At 64.5% G+C, this 14,846-nt stretch carries 18 protein-coding genes; 5 read left to right on the top strand and 13 right to left on the bottom strand.

Annotated features, from left to right (window positions below):
* The first annotated feature begins 239 nt into the window (after nt 1-239).
* A complete protein-coding gene (locus BJ985_RS09475; RefSeq protein ID WP_179387301.1) occupies nt 240-869 on the top strand; it encodes a DedA family protein in 630 nt (209 codons plus the stop codon).
* A gap of 44 nt (nt 870-913) precedes the next feature.
* Here the strand turns inward: BJ985_RS09475 and BJ985_RS09470 are convergent, their stop codons facing one another.
* Nucleotides 914-1,117 (bottom strand): cold-shock protein, encoded by a 204-nt coding sequence (locus tag BJ985_RS09470; protein WP_005323097.1) that lies wholly within the window; start codon nt 1,115-1,117, stop codon nt 914-916.
* Nucleotides 1,118-1,293: 176 nt separating this feature from the next.
* On the opposite strand from BJ985_RS09470, the gene sftH reads away from it, so the two are divergent.
* Nucleotides 1,294-3,657: a Zn-binding domain-containing protein gene (sftH, locus tag BJ985_RS09465; RefSeq protein ID WP_179387300.1), complete on the top strand. Its 2,364-nt coding sequence runs from the start codon at nt 1,294-1,296 to the stop codon at nt 3,655-3,657.
* 7 nt (nt 3,658-3,664) lie between these two features.
* Here the strand turns inward: sftH and BJ985_RS09460 are convergent, their stop codons facing one another.
* From BJ985_RS09460 to ssd, 8 genes are all read right to left on the bottom strand, one after another.
* Nucleotides 3,665-3,862 carry a hypothetical protein gene (locus tag BJ985_RS09460; protein ID WP_005327148.1) on the bottom strand — a complete coding sequence of 66 codons (198 nt, stop codon included), beginning with the start codon at nt 3,860-3,862 and terminating at the stop codon, nt 3,665-3,667.
* A gap of 242 nt (nt 3,863-4,104) precedes the next feature.
* Nucleotides 4,105-4,431 carry an Rv3654c family TadE-like protein gene (locus BJ985_RS09455; RefSeq protein WP_005327146.1) on the bottom strand — a complete coding sequence of 109 codons (327 nt, stop codon included), beginning with the start codon at nt 4,429-4,431 and terminating at the stop codon, nt 4,105-4,107.
* On the bottom strand, nt 4,424-4,738 hold the full coding sequence (locus BJ985_RS09450) for a hypothetical protein (RefSeq protein ID WP_005323101.1): 315 nt from the start codon (nt 4,736-4,738) through the stop codon (nt 4,424-4,426). Before BJ985_RS09450 ends, BJ985_RS09455 begins: the two co-directional genes overlap by 8 nt.
* A 55-nt stretch (nt 4,739-4,793) precedes the next feature.
* Nucleotides 4,794-4,982 (bottom strand): DUF4244 domain-containing protein, encoded by a 189-nt coding sequence (locus BJ985_RS09445; protein ID WP_005327144.1) that lies wholly within the window; start codon nt 4,980-4,982, stop codon nt 4,794-4,796.
* A gap of 24 nt (nt 4,983-5,006) precedes the next feature.
* A complete protein-coding gene (locus BJ985_RS09440) occupies nt 5,007-5,603 on the bottom strand; it encodes a type II secretion system F family protein (protein ID WP_179387299.1) in 597 nt (198 codons plus the stop codon).
* The gene (locus BJ985_RS09435) at nt 5,600-6,388 is read right to left on the bottom strand and encodes a type II secretion system F family protein (protein WP_005323115.1); all 789 of its coding nucleotides are present in this window, start codon (nt 6,386-6,388) and stop codon (nt 5,600-5,602) included. Before BJ985_RS09435 ends, BJ985_RS09440 begins: the two co-directional genes overlap by 4 nt.
* Nucleotides 6,381-7,559, bottom strand: coding sequence for a TadA family conjugal transfer-associated ATPase (locus BJ985_RS09430; protein ID WP_179387298.1), 1,179 nt, complete (start codon nt 7,557-7,559; stop codon nt 6,381-6,383). Before BJ985_RS09430 ends, BJ985_RS09435 begins: the two co-directional genes overlap by 8 nt.
* The gene (gene ssd / locus BJ985_RS09425) at nt 7,556-8,623 is read right to left on the bottom strand and encodes a septum site-determining protein Ssd (protein ID WP_005327133.1); all 1,068 of its coding nucleotides are present in this window, start codon (nt 8,621-8,623) and stop codon (nt 7,556-7,558) included. The genes BJ985_RS09430 and ssd overlap by 4 nt, the downstream gene beginning before the upstream one ends.
* A 460-nt stretch (nt 8,624-9,083) precedes the next feature.
* On the opposite strand from ssd, the gene BJ985_RS09420 reads away from it, so the two are divergent.
* Nucleotides 9,084-9,965, top strand: a complete 882-nt coding sequence (locus tag BJ985_RS09420; RefSeq protein WP_179387297.1) for an HAD family hydrolase — start codon at nt 9,084-9,086, stop codon at nt 9,963-9,965.
* Here BJ985_RS09420 and BJ985_RS09415 read toward each other — a convergent pair.
* Nucleotides 9,962-10,678: an oxidoreductase gene (locus BJ985_RS09415; RefSeq protein WP_179387296.1), complete on the bottom strand. Its 717-nt coding sequence runs from the start codon at nt 10,676-10,678 to the stop codon at nt 9,962-9,964. The two genes, BJ985_RS09420 and BJ985_RS09415, sit on opposite strands and share 4 nt — an antisense overlap.
* 108 nt (nt 10,679-10,786) lie before the next feature.
* On the opposite strand from BJ985_RS09415, the gene BJ985_RS09410 reads away from it, so the two are divergent.
* Together BJ985_RS09410 and BJ985_RS09405 are read left to right on the top strand one after the other, a co-directional pair.
* Entirely contained in the window at nt 10,787-11,290 is a 504-nt protein-coding gene (locus BJ985_RS09410) for a phage holin family protein (protein WP_005323120.1), read from the top strand.
* 121 nt (nt 11,291-11,411) lie between these two features.
* Entirely contained in the window at nt 11,412-12,326 is a 915-nt protein-coding gene (locus tag BJ985_RS09405; RefSeq protein WP_179387295.1) for an alpha/beta fold hydrolase, read from the top strand.
* Here BJ985_RS09405 and BJ985_RS09400 read toward each other — a convergent pair.
* The 3 genes from BJ985_RS09400 to BJ985_RS09390 are packed head-to-tail and all read right to left on the bottom strand — an operon-like array spanning nt 12,323 to nt 14,838.
* Nucleotides 12,323-13,519 carry a MarP family serine protease gene (locus BJ985_RS09400; RefSeq protein ID WP_179387294.1) on the bottom strand — a complete coding sequence of 399 codons (1,197 nt, stop codon included), beginning with the start codon at nt 13,517-13,519 and terminating at the stop codon, nt 12,323-12,325. The genes BJ985_RS09405 and BJ985_RS09400 overlap by 4 nt on opposite strands.
* 57 nt (nt 13,520-13,576) lie before the next feature.
* Complete coding sequence (locus BJ985_RS09395; RefSeq protein ID WP_179387293.1) at nt 13,577-14,278, bottom strand: NUDIX hydrolase; 702 nt, start codon at nt 14,276-14,278, stop codon at nt 13,577-13,579.
* Nucleotides 14,275-14,838: a TlpA family protein disulfide reductase gene (locus tag BJ985_RS09390; protein WP_179387292.1), complete on the bottom strand. Its 564-nt coding sequence runs from the start codon at nt 14,836-14,838 to the stop codon at nt 14,275-14,277. The genes BJ985_RS09395 and BJ985_RS09390 overlap by 4 nt, the downstream gene beginning before the upstream one ends.
* Nucleotides 14,839-14,846: the final 8 nt, after the last annotated feature.

The raw sequence follows: 14,846 nt of genomic DNA, 5'->3' as shown, positions 1-14,846 counted from the left end.
ATCCCTTTCGATGATGCGAACAATAAGGTATGCACGCTTTCAGCAATCGCCCCTAGCGTACACAGTTGATCTGCGTTTCCTTTCTCGCACCATATACGCGGTTCTGCCAAAAGGCCGTTTTCAGGGGCACTATGTACCCCCACGGAACGGGTCTATACTGGCCTACTTAGAACGCCCAGTAGCTGTGAAAGCATTGTGGGGCACGATAGCACACCCAAGACGACGCCCGCGGAGGATTCATGGTTGACACCATCACTATGTGGATCGAAACCGTCATGTCCACAGAGTGGATCTACCCGCTGGTCGGCGTGCTGATCTTCGGTGACTGCTTCTTCCCCGTGCTGCCTTCTGAAATCCCGCTCAATATGGCCGGCGCCTGGTCCGGCTCCCAGGGCTTTCCGCACCTGCCCACCATGTTTTTCGTAGCGCTCATTGCCGCCATGATGGGCGATAATCTCTGCTTCCTGCTGGGCACGCGCTTCATGCCCCTGCTCCAGCGCGTACCTAAGGGATCGAAGGCCTACGAGGGGCTCAACTGGGTCAAGCGCAATATGCGCCGCGGCGGCGGTGCGGCCATTATTATTGCCCGCTTCATTCCTTCAGCGCGCCTATTTATGACCATCCTGCTGGGGTCGATGCGCTTCCCGTGGCTCGTCTTTGTCTTCTTCGACACCATCGGCGTCGCGCTCTGGGCGGCCCAGGCACTCGCCATTGGCTACCTGGGCGGCATGGCCTTTTCCAATTCGCCCGTGCTGGCCGTGGTGGTCAGCATCATCGCCGCCGTCATCATCGGCGTGGGCCTGCAGAAACTGCAGAATAAGTTCACCGAGTGGTGGGATACCCGCCGCGGCTACGCCGAAACGCCATAGCGGGAAGGCCTGAGCAGAAAGGCCTGAGCGAGGGAGCCGGCCGCCTAGATGACGGACACGGACTGGGCCTGTTCGCCCTTCGGTCCGGAGCCTACCTCGAAGGTGACCTGCTGGTTTTCTTCTAGGGTGCGAAAGCCGCTGCCCTGGATCTCGGAGTAGTGGACGAAGATATCGCCTTCGCCGTCCGCGCGCTCGATGAAGCCGTAGCCCTTTTCAGAGTTAAACCACTTAACGGTTCCTTGTGCCATGGTGTGCAGTCCTTTTCTTGATTGGCGGTGCGGCGATTCCGCGCCGAGGGGTTCGGTAAATGCGTCCTTTAGCAGTACCTTAAAGTGTAAACACCGCACCAAGACATCATTGGCCTCATATCAGTGTGACACGTTCCACGCCAAAGCGATAGGCCTAACTCATGAGGGGGTAGAAATTGGCTCACCCGGAAACGGATAATCCCCTAGGAGAAGAGCTGCTCGAGTTCATCCAGCGCCGCCTCGATGAGTCCACTCTCACATTTCACACCACCCTGCCGCCGCAGCGCGCGCAGTATGCCGAGTGGCCCGAATGGGTGCTGCCGGAATTGAAGGACAAGCTGGTCGAAGGGGGCGTCGGCAAGCTGTATAGCCACCAAGCAGAGCTGGCGCAGGCCGCCTGGGCCGGCGAGGATGCGGTGATTTCTACCGGTACGTCCTCGGGTAAGTCCCTGGGCTATCAGCTGCCCATTTTGAGCCGGCTGGCGCAGGAGCCGACCGCCTGCGCGCTGTATCTCACCCCCACCAAGGCGCTGGGATCGGACCAGCTGCAGGCGGTGCTCGAGCTGTGCCGGGGCATTCCGGCGCTCAAGGGCGTGGTGCCCTCGCCCTATGACGGCGATACGCCGCAGGAATCCCGCGCGGGCGTGCGCGATCATTCGCGGTTCATTTTTTCCAACCCGGATATGGTGCATATGTCGCTGCTAGCGGCCCATGCGCGGTGGGCGCGGCTCCTGCGGCACCTGGAGTTCATTGTCATCGATGAATGCCATTCCTACCGGGGCGTTTTTGGCGCGAACGTGGCGCTGGTGCTGCGGCGCCTGCTGCGCCTGTGCGCGCACTATGGCTCGCGGCCGACGGTAATTTATGCCTCGGCCACTATGAAGGACCCGGGCCGGCATGCGCAGCGCCTTACCAGCCGGCCTGCCCGCGCGATTACGGAGGACACCGCCCCCACCGGCGCGCGCACCGTGGCGCTATGGGAGCCGGGCTTTATCGAGGGCGCCGAGGGCGAGCACGGGGCGCCGGTGCGCCGCGCCGCCACCACCGAGGCGGCCGAGATGATGGCCTCCTTCATCGCCGAGGGCGCGCGCACCATGACCTTTGTGCGTTCGCGCCGCTCGGCCGAGGTGGTGGCCATGCGCGCGGCCGAGGTGCTCTCCGGTAGCCTCGGCCGCCCCGATTTTGCCCAGCGCATCGCCGCCTACCGCGCCGGTTACCTGGCCGAGGACCGCCGCAAGTTGGAGCGCGCGCTTGACGACGCCTCCTTGCTCGGCGTCGCCACCACCTCCGCCCTCGAGCTGGGCATCGATGTCGGCGGTCTCGATGCCGTGGTCACGGCCGGCTTCCCGGGCACCGTCGCGAGCTTTTGGCAGCAGGCCGGGCGTGCCGGCCGCCGCGGGCAGGGCTCGCTCGTGGTGCTCGTTGCCCGCGATGAGCCGATGGATACCTACCTGGTCCACCACCCCGAGGCCCTGCTGGGCCGGCCGGTGGAGGCCAGCGTTTTCAATCCGGCCAATCCGTATATCCTCTTCGGCCACGTCTATTGCGCCGCAGTGGAAAAGCCGCTGGATGATGCCACGATTGCCGCCTGGGGCGCGCAAGACGTGGTTCACCAGCTGGCCGAATCTGGCTTGCTGCGCCGCCGCGCGCGCGGCTGGTTCGCCGTGCCCATCGCCGCCCATGCGCCGGAAGAGCTCTCCCCGGAGACGGCGCATACCGCGGTGTCGCTGCGCGGCGGCGCGGGCGAAGAAGTCATGATTGTGGATTCCTCCGACGGCCGCCTGCTCGGCACCATCGACGCCGCCCGCGCTACCAGCCAAGTCCACCCCGGCGCGGTGTACCTGCACCAGGGCGAAAGTTTTGTCATCGAGGAGCTCATCTTAAGCGATTACCTAGCACTCGCACGGCCCGAGGCCCCGGACTATTCCACGACTCCGCGCTCCACCACGGATATCCGCATCCTGCGCGAGGCCGATCACTTGGTTAATTACTCCCCAGGACTGTGGGTGGCGGACGTGGAGGTGGAGGTCACCGACCGCGTCACCGGCTACCAGGTGCGGCTTGCCGACGGCACCATTGGCGACGATATCCCCCTCGATCTCCCCGAACAACGCCTGGTCACCCGGGCGGTGGCCTACACCATCGATCCGATGGCGCTTTCCGCGATGGGGGTTACCGCCTCCGATACGCCCGGCACGCTGCACGCGGCTGAGCACGCCGCCATTGGCCTGCTACCGCTTATCGCCACCTGCGACCGCTGGGACATCGGCGGCGTGTCCACCGCGCTGCACCCCGATACCCAGCTGCCCACCGTCTTTGTCTACGACGGCCACCCCGGCGGCGCCGGTTTTGCCGAGGAAGGCTTCCGCCGCTTCCCCGAATGGATCGCGGCCACCTTCGAGGCGGTGCGCTCTTGTCCGTGCGAAGCCGGTTGCCCATCGTGCGTGCAATCGCCCAAGTGCGGAAACGGGAATAACCCGCTGAGCAAGGACGGCGCCATCAAGCTACTGGGTGCGCTGGTCACCATGACGCAGGGCTAGCCGCAACTTAAGCGGTTTTGCCTTCTTCTTCATTTACTCGCTGCGCCCGCGCGTATTCATAGTCGGCGCTGCGCTGCAATAGCTCCTCACGCCGATGAGGAAACCGCTCCAATATGATGCGCTGAATTTCCGCCGCTGCACGTGCGCGAGTGCGCCGCACTTCCGGATTCGGCTCGTAAAAAGGCGAGCCTTGCGGATGCCTCATGGAGCATCGCCTCTTTCTTCTTTCGGGGCAGATTTGTCGAGCTCACCCTCTTTAAACTCTTGGGCAAAATCCCACAGCGTGTTAATAAAAGGGGAATCTCCTTCAACGTCCGATAATAATCCCAGAATTGTGGGGAGAAAATACCATCCAGTAATTCTTTCGGCGGTATTCCCGCCAAGCGATAAAGCCTGCTACGGCTGCCACTGCGGTGGGGATAAGGCGCACTACTGCTTCTTGCCAGGTCATACCGGCCCGGCCTTCGCTTGAGTGGACCGTCCACGGACCGTGGCGGTGACGATGACGTCGCGGCCGGATTCGGTGCAGGTTTCTAAGGTGGCGTCGTTAAGCGCGGCGGTATCGCGCGCGGCGGTGCAAGCATCTTCACCCGTAGCGAGGGCCCAGGCACCGGCAACCGCCGCGAGGTCGGCCGCCACCTGAGCCTCGTGTCGCGCGGCCACGCGCGAGCCCACTGCCGCCACGATAAGCAGCAGGCTCACGATGGCGACGATGATACCGGCCGCGGCAATGGTGGCATAGCCTTCCTCGCCGCAGCGCCTCGGCCTACTCATTTCCGCCCACCTCGGCCGGAAATACCGCCTCAGAGCGCATGGTGCCGACGGGGGCATCGACGCTTACCGACGCCCTCACCAACCCACCGCTTTCTTCCACGCTGACCTGGGCATCCTCGCGCGGGGGATGGTATTCGACGCCGATGGCGTGCGAACGCGCGGCCGCGCCCGCCATGTCCACCGCGGCGATATAGGATGCCAGCGTGGCAATGGCACCCACGATTCCCGCCGCGACCAAGACCAGGGAGCTTAAAGCCAAGGCGGCCTCGATGGTCACGGAGCCATCGTCATCAAATACCCTGTGCATCTTTCCTCCTTTCTGCCGGCAGGCTGGGCCCGCCGGCCGCGGTTAAAGAGCGTCGCTAGCTCGGGGTATTCGAGAGGGCGTCGGTAATGATGCCCTCAATAGCATCGACCACCCCGCCGCCGTTGATGACCATGTAGAGCACCCCGGCAAGCGCGGCGGCCGCCAGAGATCCCATGGCATATTCGATGGTGCTCATCCCCTCGTCATTGCGGATGAGCTGGGAATACTTATTAAGTGCGTGCATGATTAGTGTCCTTTCACATGAGGTTTAGAGAAGTTGTGCGCCCAAACTGATGACTACGGGCGCAAGGCCTAGAACGATGAATGCTGGCAGGAAGCACACCGCCAGCGGGAGGGCAATGAATACTCCTGCGCGCTCCGCCTGCGCTGTGGCATGGGCGGATGCTTCCGCGCGCAAAGAAGTACAGATTCGGTGGCATCCGGCCGCGATGGTGGCGCCGGATTGGCCCGACATGATGACAAGCTGCGCTAAGTCCTCCAGCCCCGCATGGCCCTTCATGTGGCCCCACGCGGACTGCGCGGGAACGCCCACGCCGAGCAGCGCGGCGACGGTCTCCCACAGTTCCTTGGTCTGAGCATCCGCGGTGCGGGCCACCGCGGTGGTGGCGCCGTGCACGGATAGCCCTGCGGCCAGGCATGCTGCGAAAAGTTCGACGTCGCCAGCTACTGCCAGTGGGTCCAGCGGTGCGGCGGGCTTGAGCTTGCTTATCAGTCCCCCGCGCGCGGTCGGGCCATCGCGCGGGGTCTTGGCGGTGGTCTCGGTTGCGCTGGCAGGTGCCAAGCGGGCGGCATGCGGCGGCAGGCCGATAAGGGCGGCGAGGGCGATAAAGATGAGCGGGGTCATGCGGCCGCCTTCCGGATAATGACGCGCGACCAGGCGAATCCGCCGCAGGCCAGCGCCACACCCACCACGAGGAGAATACCGCCTAATCCGCCGCCTAAAAGGAAGCCGAGGGAGTTGGCACCCATGGCCCCGCCCATGGCGATGCCGGCTATGGGCAGGCACGCGAGCACCGTGGCGGTGGCTTGGGGGCCTTGCAGGCTAGCGGCGGTGGATTGCTGGTGGCGTCGGGAAGCGTCGAGGCGGCTTTGGGCTTGGTCGAGCAAGCTGGCCACCGCAATGCCGTGGTAAGTGGACAGCTCTAATAAGTGACCTAAGCGGTGAAGTTCTGGCAGGGCCTTGCCGCTCTGCGCATCTATCAGCGCCATGTGCGGCGGCGCACCGCGCGCGGCGAGAGCGGCCGTGGACTCTAGTGCTGCGGATACCTCGCGCGGGGTGGTAGCTGGCAGGGATTCCACGCCACGGGCGAGCGCCCCAGCTAGCGTTGCCCCCGCACGCAGGTCCGCGGTGACGACGCCCAGGTAGGCGGCCAGTCCCTCGCGGCCGCGCCGCTCTGCCCGCGCGGCCACTAGGTCTTTGACGTACCAGGACACGCACCACGCGATAATGGCGGCGGCGATGGCGATGCTGATGCGGCCCACTGAGTAGAAGACCAGGCTGCCGCAAAAGACTGCACCTAGGATAACCACGGAGCTGGTCTGTGCCCGGCGCGTGGCCAAGACCAGGCGGCCGGCACTCGAGGGCGCGGGTATAAGCAGCGCAGCGGCAAGGATGAGGTAACTAAGCACGGCTGGCCTCCCCGGCCTGTTCTCCCAGCAGCTGCGCGGAGAATTCCGCGAAGCCGTCTGCCGGGCCATCTTCGGCGCTCCAGATGATGCGCGGGGTCACTGGGTTTCCCTCGAGCACACCGATATGGGCGAGGCGGCGGCCCTGTGGGGTGCGCTCCATGGTCAGCACCATGTGCACAGCCGCCGCCAATTGCGAGTGCAGCGCCGCCCGGTCCAAGCCGCCGAGGGCGGCGAGGGCCTCCATGCGGGCTGGTACTTCAAAGAGGGAATTGGCGTGCAGCGTGCCGGCGCCGCCATCGTGGCCGGTGTTGAGAGCGGCGAGGAGGTCCACTACCTCGCGGCCGCGGATCTCGCCCACCACGATGCGGTCCGGCCGCATGCGCAGCGCTTGGCGCAGCAGTTGTGACATCGTGACCTCGCCGCTTCCCTCCGCGTTGGCCCGGCGCGAGACCACGCTGACGCAGTGCGGGTGGTGTGGGCAGAGCTCGGCGGTGTCCTCGATGACGAGGATGCGTTCGCGCTCGGAGACGGTTCCCAAAAGCGCGGAGAGCAGGGTGGTTTTGCCGGAACCGGTGCCGCCAATGACGAGGAAGGAAATCCGCTTGTCTACCACGGCGCGCAGCAGTGCCGCGATGTCTTCTGGCAGCGTGCCATTGTCTACAAGCTGGGGCAGGGTTGTCTGCGCTTGGCGCAATACGCGCAAGCTCAGGCAAGTCCCGGCAACCGCGGGTGGGCTCAGCAGTGCGTGGACGCGCAACACGACACCATCGGGGCGAGTGACGCGGCCATCGGCAAAGGGCTGCGCATCATCGAGGCGCGTGCCTGAGGCTGCCGCAAGCCTGCTGGCCAGCTGGCGGACCTCGGCATCATCGCGGAAGGTGATATCAGTGCGCTCGAGGCCTTCGCCGCGGTCCATGAATACCGCGTCTGGCCCGTTTACTACGACGTCTGTGACGCCCTCGCGCCCCAGCACCGCATCGAGAGGCCCCATCCCGGTGGCGTCTTGGCGCAGGCGGCGCAGCAAGTCAAGCACTGCAACGTCACTAATCACGCCGGCCTCTGCGCGAATGCGCCGGGCCAGGGCTGCAGCATCCTGTACCACGTCAGGCTCAGCGGCAATGATGCGCTGCATCTTTTCCAGCGTTTCTTGTGCTGCTTTATGCTCGCTCATGCGCCGACCTCCTCGAGGACCGCGCGGGCGGCCTTACGCAAGGGTGCGGGGAGGCGCTGCGGTAGGCCGCCGATTTCTACCGTGCGGGTGAGGCCCCGGAGCGTTGGCAATTCTGCCAGCACCGTGCTGTGGACGATGCGTTCTACTTCCGCCGCGCTTAACGACGCCCACTGGCGTTGCCGCAGCACCACCACGCACCTGCGCCGCGCGGCATCGAGACGCACCAGAAGTTGCGCGGCCGACGCGGCCGAGCGCACCTCCGCGGCCACCACGATGACCACGTGGGTACAGGCATCCGGGATGGTCTCCGGGGTGCAATCCACCACGCATACTCCCTCTCCCGCATGGGCCGCGCCTACCACCCGCGCGAGCAGATCCTTTTCTAGGCGGAAGGGATCCGCGACGGTGCTGCGCGCGGCGGAGAGCACCGCTACCCCATCAGGCGTGGATGGCAGCGCGCGGTAGAGATCAGCGGCATCGATGCTGCCATCGCCCACGGTAAGCTCCGGCCAGCGCGCCCCCGGTTCCGCTTCTACGCCGAGCAGGAGGTCGAGGCCACCGGAGTATGGGCGGGCGTCGACAAGCAGGGCGCGACCGTCGGCTGCGCACTGGGTGCGGGCCAGCGCGGCAGCGAAGGTCGAAGTACCCACCCCACCGCTCGCGCCCACCACGGCGATGGTCGCGCTGCCCGGCCGCGCTTCCTGCGGCGCGCCCGCCGCGGCAATGCTCGCCAGCAACTCCTTCACCTGGGCGGGGATGATAAAGGCGCTCTCCGCGTGGCAGGCGAGCGCCGCCTCGTAGTCAATCGGCCCGGGGTCCGCGGCCAGGAAAAGCACGGGCGCAGGCGCGGTGTGGGTGCGCCGCGCTGCTGCCACCACGCGGGCCATAAGGGAATCAACCAGCACTGCATAGGCGCCGGGCAAGCTGCGCGGGACATCGCGGGGATCGGTTACGGTCAGCACATCGTGGCTGGTCGCAGCCGCGGCGTGAACGGCCTCGGCGCGCAGCGCTTCGTCACCAATGGCGACGATGATGACGGCGGAATCAGGGTGTAATGCGTTCATGCCTCATAGCCTGAAGCAGTCGCGCAACCGCAGCGAGGCTCCGGCGGCAATGCTGTGGATAACCCGCCAGAAGTCACCATGTAGGCGCGATTTGGTTGTCGTTTCAACCAAAAATCTGTGGATAACCCGCTCCGCACGGCGGTAGATATAGGTGACGGCCCGCGCATCGGGGGGGTGTGCGCGCGGGCCGTCAGTAACCCGGCCTCGGGGGGGTGAGCCGGGGCAGGCCGCACAGTATATCGGGGCCTTGCACGCATTATTATGACATGTTCGCCACCCAATCACAACAGCTAACAGCAGATTTCCACGGCCACGGCGCTGACCTGCACCGAATGCATGTTCACTCAGCGCCACCCCCACGCGGGTTCCCAATCCCACATTAGTGGCATACAAATCACCGTTAACATCAGTCACTTCTACACCAGCAAGCGCTTAGGGCAGCTACACTCGGCAGCACATCATGACTACTTCCCGCGAGCCCCGTCATCCCCGCCGCGCCGACACCACCCGCGCTGGCGGCGACCCCGCACGCACCGCGGCGTTTTTCGATCTGGACAAGACCATCATCGCCACCTCCTCGGCCTATGCGTTTGGTCGCGAATTCCTCCACAACGGGCTCATCTCGCCGGCCGAAGCACTGCAGCTATCACTTGCTAAGGCCACCTATATGTTTTCTGGTCTAACCAGCGAAGGCATGGATTCCACCCGCGACCAGCTCACCGCACTGGTCACGGGCTGGTCCGTGGACGAGGTGCGCGCCATCGCCCGCGAGACCATGCACCACGTGGTCACGCCCTCCATTTATGCCGAGGCCCGCGAGCTTATCCGCGCCCACCGCGCCGCTGGCCACCACGTGGTCATTGTCTCTGCCTCCGCGGCCGTGCTGGTGGACATCATCGCAGAGGAACTCGGCGTCGAGCACGTCATCGCCACCGAATTGGCAGAGGAAAACGACCGTTTTACCGGCGAGGTGCTCTTCTACTGCAAGGGCCCCACTAAAGCAGAGGCCCTGGAGCGGACCGCAGCGGCAGAAAACCTCGACCTTGCTGCCAGCTACGCCTACTCGGATTCCGCTACCGATATCCCGATGCTGGAAAAGGTAGGCCACCCCGTCGCCGTCAACCCTGACAAGCAACTAAAGCGCCACGCCCTCGCCCACCACTGGGAGATCCGCTCCTTTAAGGACCCGGTGCCGCTCCTTTCTGCACCAACCGCCAAGGAAATTGGAATCGGCGCCTCCGTTCTGGCAGGAACCGCGGCAGTTATTGGCGCTGGGCTGTGGCTCGCCCAGCACCCGGGCCGCCCTAGCCTGCCCAAGCGGGGCCCACGGCGCGCCTCTTAGGCCGCGCGGGCAATCGCGTCGGCTTCTTTGCCACCGGCGGCCCAGGCGGCGAGGTGGGTTAAGAGGGCGTCGGCAAGCGCGGTGCGATAATTGCCCACCGCGGCGGCATATTCGGCGCGGTGGCGGGTGTAGTAGACCTCGGGCACGGCGAAACCGCGCGGGTCAAAGCCCGTATGCACCGCGGCGAGGCGGGAGGCAACGCGGGCGACGAGGCCACTGCGAGGGCCAAAGAACTCGCCGGCGGCAATCTCGGCATGGACCACACTCGGCAGCAAGAGATCGAAAGCGGGACCGCCACCCTGCGCGATGAGCCGGCCTAACCCTTGCAAGCGCGCGCTCTCGCCGGCCGGAATGCCGGTACCGCCGGCCGCGACGTCAATGCGTGCCAGTACCTGCAGCGGTGCCCGGGCAAAGGATCGCACCGTGCCATCTAAGAGTTCCGGGGCGGCCACGGAATAGGCGCTGACAGCGCTGGCCAGCGGCCCTTTTTCCATATCTTCCGGTCCCGGATGTGGGGGGATGGCGTGGCCGTCCAGCGCCACGCTGGCACGGGCGCCGCGCATGAGGGACTCCGCAGAGATAACCTCAAACTTGCGCAATCCTGCAGGTCGGCGGTGTGCACGAGCAATGGCAGCGGCGGCCTTTTCTGCACTTTCTTTCACCCCCGGCAGGCGAAACAGCGGGGATAACGCGTCATTTTCTGACATATCCATTAGGATAGCCGTGGAAGTCCCTAAGTATGCGTGGCACCATGGGATAATAGTGATTCCATTATTATTGGGGACATTACAAGGTTTAGATAAACGCGAGGAGAATTAATCGTGAGCAACGATGGACTTTTTACCGACGGTACTGATCAATTTGCACCGAAGGTGAACTCTATCCCTTTGAGTGACGTGGATACGTCCTCGTCCGAGACCTCGGTAGGCCAGCTGGTCTCCAACGCCACCGAGCAGATGTCCCAGCTCGTGCGCTCCGAGGTGGAGCTGGCCAAGACCGAGCTGGCAGAGTCCGCTAAGAAGGGCGGCATCGGTGCAGGCCTCTTCGGCGGCGCAGGCACCATCGCACTGTATAGCTCCTTCTTCTTTTTCTTCTTCCTGGCGGAGCTTCTCGCCGTCTGGCTGGACCGCTGGGCAGCGTTCCTGATCGTCTTCTTGATCATGATCGTCCTCGCCGGCATCCTGGCCTTCGTTGGCCTGAAGAACGTCAAGCAGGTCAAGGCCCCGCAGAAGACCATTGACTCCACCAAGGAGCTCAAGAACCTGGTTCCGGGCAAGGCGCAGAAGTCCCTGGACCGTAAGAACACCCACGGCCTCTACACCTAAACCGGCAAGCGCCACGCGTACGTGCACCCCTCTATCCGCCCTAGCTAGCCTGGGGCGGATTTTGTGTACTTCCTCCCCCTTTTCTCTACCGTTTCTGCCCCAACTATAGAAAGGCGGCACTATGGCCTTCGCACCCCTGCCTCCCTCAACGGTGGAGCTGGATGGACCTTATGCGCATGAGTTCGTCCACACCCGCGGCATCCGCCTGCATGTCGCCACGGCGGGCGATAGCACGCAGCCACTCGTGGTGCTTATCCACGGCGCTTTTGGCGGGTGGTTCGATTATCAGGACGTCATAGCGCCGCTTGCCCAACGCGGCTTCCACGTCGCGGCCGTGGATATGCGGGGCTTTGGTATGTCCGATAAGCCGCCCATTGATGCGGGGCAGGATATCCGCACTTTGGTGGGCGATATTAGCGGGCTCATTCAGGCCTTGGGCCATGACGACGCCTTTGTCGTGGGCGCCGATACGGGCGGCGCGGTGGCTTGGTGCTTGGCGGCAGAGCGCCCTGAGCGGGTGCGCGGCCTGGCCTCCATTTCCGCCGCCCACCCGGTAGATCTGCGCCGCGCGATTGCCGCCCGGCCGTGGGATTTTGGGTGGATTAATCTGCGCTCGCTGCTGTGCCGCCTGCCGCGCGTTACCCGCGCCCAAAACCTGCTGCTTAGCCCCCGCGCCTACCGCAAGGAGCTGGAGCTGGATACGGGGCCTTTGCTTGCCGACGCCACCCTAGACCGCATCCTCGATCTCCGCCTGCGCGCCTCCCGCATCGGCAGCGTCAGCCGTGGAATCTTGTGGAACCACCGCATGCGCACCGCCGTGGTTCCCTTGACCTGGGTGGAACTGGCAGTAGAGCGTCCCGTTCTCTTCATCCACGCCCAACAGCGACTGTGGAACCCTGTGGTCCGCCGCGCCGCCTCGCGCGCCCGCCGCGGATTCACCGCCACGACCATCCCCGGCGCGAAGAACCTTCCGCACTTGGAAGCACCGGCGGATTTCGTTTCCACGCTGGCGGCCTGGCTACAAGAACATAGCTAGTGCGCCACGCACTCGCCGGTATCTACAGGGTGGGTAAGCTGCGTGATGTCTCCGATTTGGGCATTGACCTCATCGGCGGTTAGGGCATAGCCGGTCTCGGAATCATCCACCGAGGCGCCGAAGACCACGCCGAGGACCTCGCCGGCCGTGTTGACCAGCGGTCCGCCGGAATTTCCTTGTTGGATCTTGCCGCGCACGGTGTAGGAATCGCGTTCCACGCGACCATGCGAGTAGATATCCGGGCCGGAAATGGTGATGCGATCGCGCACGCGGGCCATCTCGGCGTCGAAAGGCCCGGAGTGCGGGAAGCCCATGACCATGGCATCATCGCCCGTCTGAGCCGGTGCCTGGGCCCACGGCAGCGGATCGATGCCCAGGTCGCGCGAATGCAGCACCGCCACATCCACATCCGGGTTGTAGTAAACCACGGTCGCGTCCTTGAGGCCCACCTTGGTATCCAAGCGCACGGTCTGCGTGCCGGCCACGACGTGAGCATTGGTGATCACGTAGTCATCGGCCGCCACGAAGCCGGAACCCATGAGGCGGCGGGAGCACTCTTCGGCGTCGCCAAGCACGTGAATGATAGACGGCCGCATGCGCCGCACCATCTCCGGATCCTCCACGTCTGGGTCCGGCTCTTCTACTTCCTCGGTACTAATCGAGTTTTGCCACGGCGAGACCAGCGGCGGCAAGCCGGACTCATTGAGCATCGCCGCCACCCCATTGGGCAACGCCGCTACCCGCGCTGGCGCGGCCGAATTGAGGTTGCTCAAGATGCGGGAATCGCGCAGGCCCTGGCCGGCCGCACCGCCTAAATTGGTGGCCACAGGGATAGAAATGAGCCAAATAACCACCAAGGCGGCAAAGGCTTGGAAAACCGCGCCCACGGCAGAATCGAGGCGCTGCGTCTTGCGCGCCTTCATGCGATCGCGCACGCTGCCGCCCAACGAGGACCCGATAAGCTGCCCGATGCCCACAAAAAGCACCAGGATTCCCACCAATAGCAGCAAGCGCAGCGAGGGCTGATCCACCAGGCGCAGGGCGGCCGGGGCCACGGCAATGCCTAGCACTACCCCAGCGCCCACACCTATGGAGGCCAATACCGCCGCGAGGGCGCCATTGCGCCACCCGCTCAGGAGCGCTATGAGGACGGCGACCACAATCAGGCCGTCAACGATGAGCGCAGGAGTCATGGCTATGGGTTCTTTCTATCTGGGGTTTAAGACGTATACGTACCGCGGCAGCAGCGGTTAGGACATCTTCTCATTATTGCGGGAGTTTGTGAGGGAGTCACGCAGGTCCATGACTGAATTGTTATCCCATGGAACGCTCCACCCGGCGTGTTGCAATAGTGCCGAGAGCACGCCGGCGGTAAAGCCCCAAATGACGTAACCATTGGCGTGAAATGCTGGTCCTTGCCATTTTCTAAAGCCCACCATGAAGCGGTTGCGCGGATCGACCAGCTCCCGGATAGGCACGAGAAACACGTCATCGGTTTCATCGGGGCTGGCGGGATAGACCTCCCCCGGCTGGGTCCAATGCGCCAAAATGGGGCTCACCGGATTGCCGGTGGCGCGGATATGCAGCTGCTCCCACTGCTCCAGCGGGGTCACGGAGTTGCGCTGCAGGTCCGTTTCCTCCCAGGCTTCCCGCAGCGCGGTATCCACCAGGGAAGTATCCGCGGGATCCCGGCGGCCGCCGGGAAAGGCAATCTGGCCCGAGTGCGAGCGCATGGACGGCGATCGATGGGTGAGCAAGATGCTGGCCTCCTCCGCGCTCTCGCCGCTCAGCAGCATGAGCACGGCTGCTTCCCGCTTGACCGGCACCTGCACATTGGTGCCGTTGAGGGACGAAGCCTGGCGGTTGCCAATGAGCTCTTGCACCTGGCTGGGGTCTACCCCCAGCGCCGGCTTGAGCCATTCTGGTGTGTGCTCGGGAAGGAGTTGACTCATGCCGCAATCGCCTCCTCCACGGCCTTTTCAATCTCCGCTGCGGAGCTAAACGGCTGCGCAAATTGCTTGCGCACCTCACCATCCTTGAGCACCACGGTCACCGGCACCACGCTCGGCAGGCCCAGCTCACCGGCAAACTTATTATCCGAATCCTGGAAGCTGGGCAGCTCGACGCCCAAGTCATTCAAAAAGGCTGCGCCATTTCCTGCGTTCTTATCCGCGTGCACGCCCACGACCTGCCAGTCCGGGTGCGCGTCCGCCACATCCTGCAGGTAGGGAAGTTCCGCGCGGCACGGCTCGCACCACCACGCCCACACGTTAACCACGGCTATGCCCTCATCGGCGGGCTTTTCGGTGGCCGCACCGCCTAAGCACTCCAGCTCTACTCCAGCCACGGCGCCGGCCGGGCAGTCCGGGCGCTGCGGGACTTCTTGCGAAGGAGCCTCGCTTGGCGACGCCTCCTCGGATCCGTCCCCGCCCCGCAACTGCGAGACCCCCACGACCGCGATAACGGCAATGAGGATCGCGGCAATTACCGTGCCAAGGACGTAGTTCTTCATACCGTTAG

Source organism: Corynebacterium tuberculostearicum (genome assembly GCF_013408445.1).
Taxonomy (GTDB): Bacteria; Actinomycetota; Actinomycetes; order Mycobacteriales; family Mycobacteriaceae; genus Corynebacterium; species Corynebacterium tuberculostearicum.
This window is presented reverse-complemented; position numbering and strand designations above follow the sequence as displayed.

What these genes read in the sequence shown, in the direction of transcription:
- BJ985_RS09470 (WP_005323097.1), bottom strand. Translation starts at nt 1,117, where the DNA reads ATGGCACAAGGAACCGTTAAGTGGTTTAACTCTGAAAAGGGCTACGGC.
- BJ985_RS09390 (WP_179387292.1), bottom strand. Translation starts at nt 14,838, where the DNA reads ATGAAGAACTACGTCCTTGGCACGGTAATTGCCGCGATCCTCATTGCC.
- BJ985_RS09475 (WP_179387301.1), top strand. Translation starts at nt 240, where the DNA reads ATGGTTGACACCATCACTATGTGGATCGAAACCGTCATGTCCACAGAG.
- ssd (WP_005327133.1), bottom strand. Translation starts at nt 8,623, where the DNA reads ATGAACGCATTACACCCTGATTCCGCCGTCATCATCGTCGCCATTGGT.
- BJ985_RS09400 (WP_179387294.1), bottom strand. Translation starts at nt 13,519, where the DNA reads ATGACTCCTGCGCTCATCGTTGACGGCCTGATTGTGGTCGCCGTCCTC.
- BJ985_RS09415 (WP_179387296.1), bottom strand. Translation starts at nt 10,678, where the DNA reads ATGGATATGTCAGAAAATGACGCGTTATCCCCGCTGTTTCGCCTGCCG.
- BJ985_RS09395 (WP_179387293.1), bottom strand. Translation starts at nt 14,278, where the DNA reads ATGAGTCAACTCCTTCCCGAGCACACACCAGAATGGCTCAAGCCGGCG.
- BJ985_RS09445 (WP_005327144.1), bottom strand. Translation starts at nt 4,982, where the DNA reads ATGCACGCACTTAATAAGTATTCCCAGCTCATCCGCAATGACGAGGGG.
- BJ985_RS09440 (WP_179387299.1), bottom strand. Translation starts at nt 5,603, where the DNA reads ATGACCCCGCTCATCTTTATCGCCCTCGCCGCCCTTATCGGCCTGCCG.
- BJ985_RS09405 (WP_179387295.1), top strand. Translation starts at nt 11,412, where the DNA reads ATGGCCTTCGCACCCCTGCCTCCCTCAACGGTGGAGCTGGATGGACCT.
- BJ985_RS09460 (WP_005327148.1), bottom strand. Translation starts at nt 3,862, where the DNA reads ATGAGGCATCCGCAAGGCTCGCCTTTTTACGAGCCGAATCCGGAAGTG.
- BJ985_RS09430 (WP_179387298.1), bottom strand. Translation starts at nt 7,559, where the DNA reads ATGAGCGAGCATAAAGCAGCACAAGAAACGCTGGAAAAGATGCAGCGC.
- BJ985_RS09420 (WP_179387297.1), top strand. Translation starts at nt 9,084, where the DNA reads ATGACTACTTCCCGCGAGCCCCGTCATCCCCGCCGCGCCGACACCACC.
- BJ985_RS09450 (WP_005323101.1), bottom strand. Translation starts at nt 4,738, where the DNA reads ATGCACAGGGTATTTGATGACGATGGCTCCGTGACCATCGAGGCCGCC.
- BJ985_RS09455 (WP_005327146.1), bottom strand. Translation starts at nt 4,431, where the DNA reads ATGAGTAGGCCGAGGCGCTGCGGCGAGGAAGGCTATGCCACCATTGCC.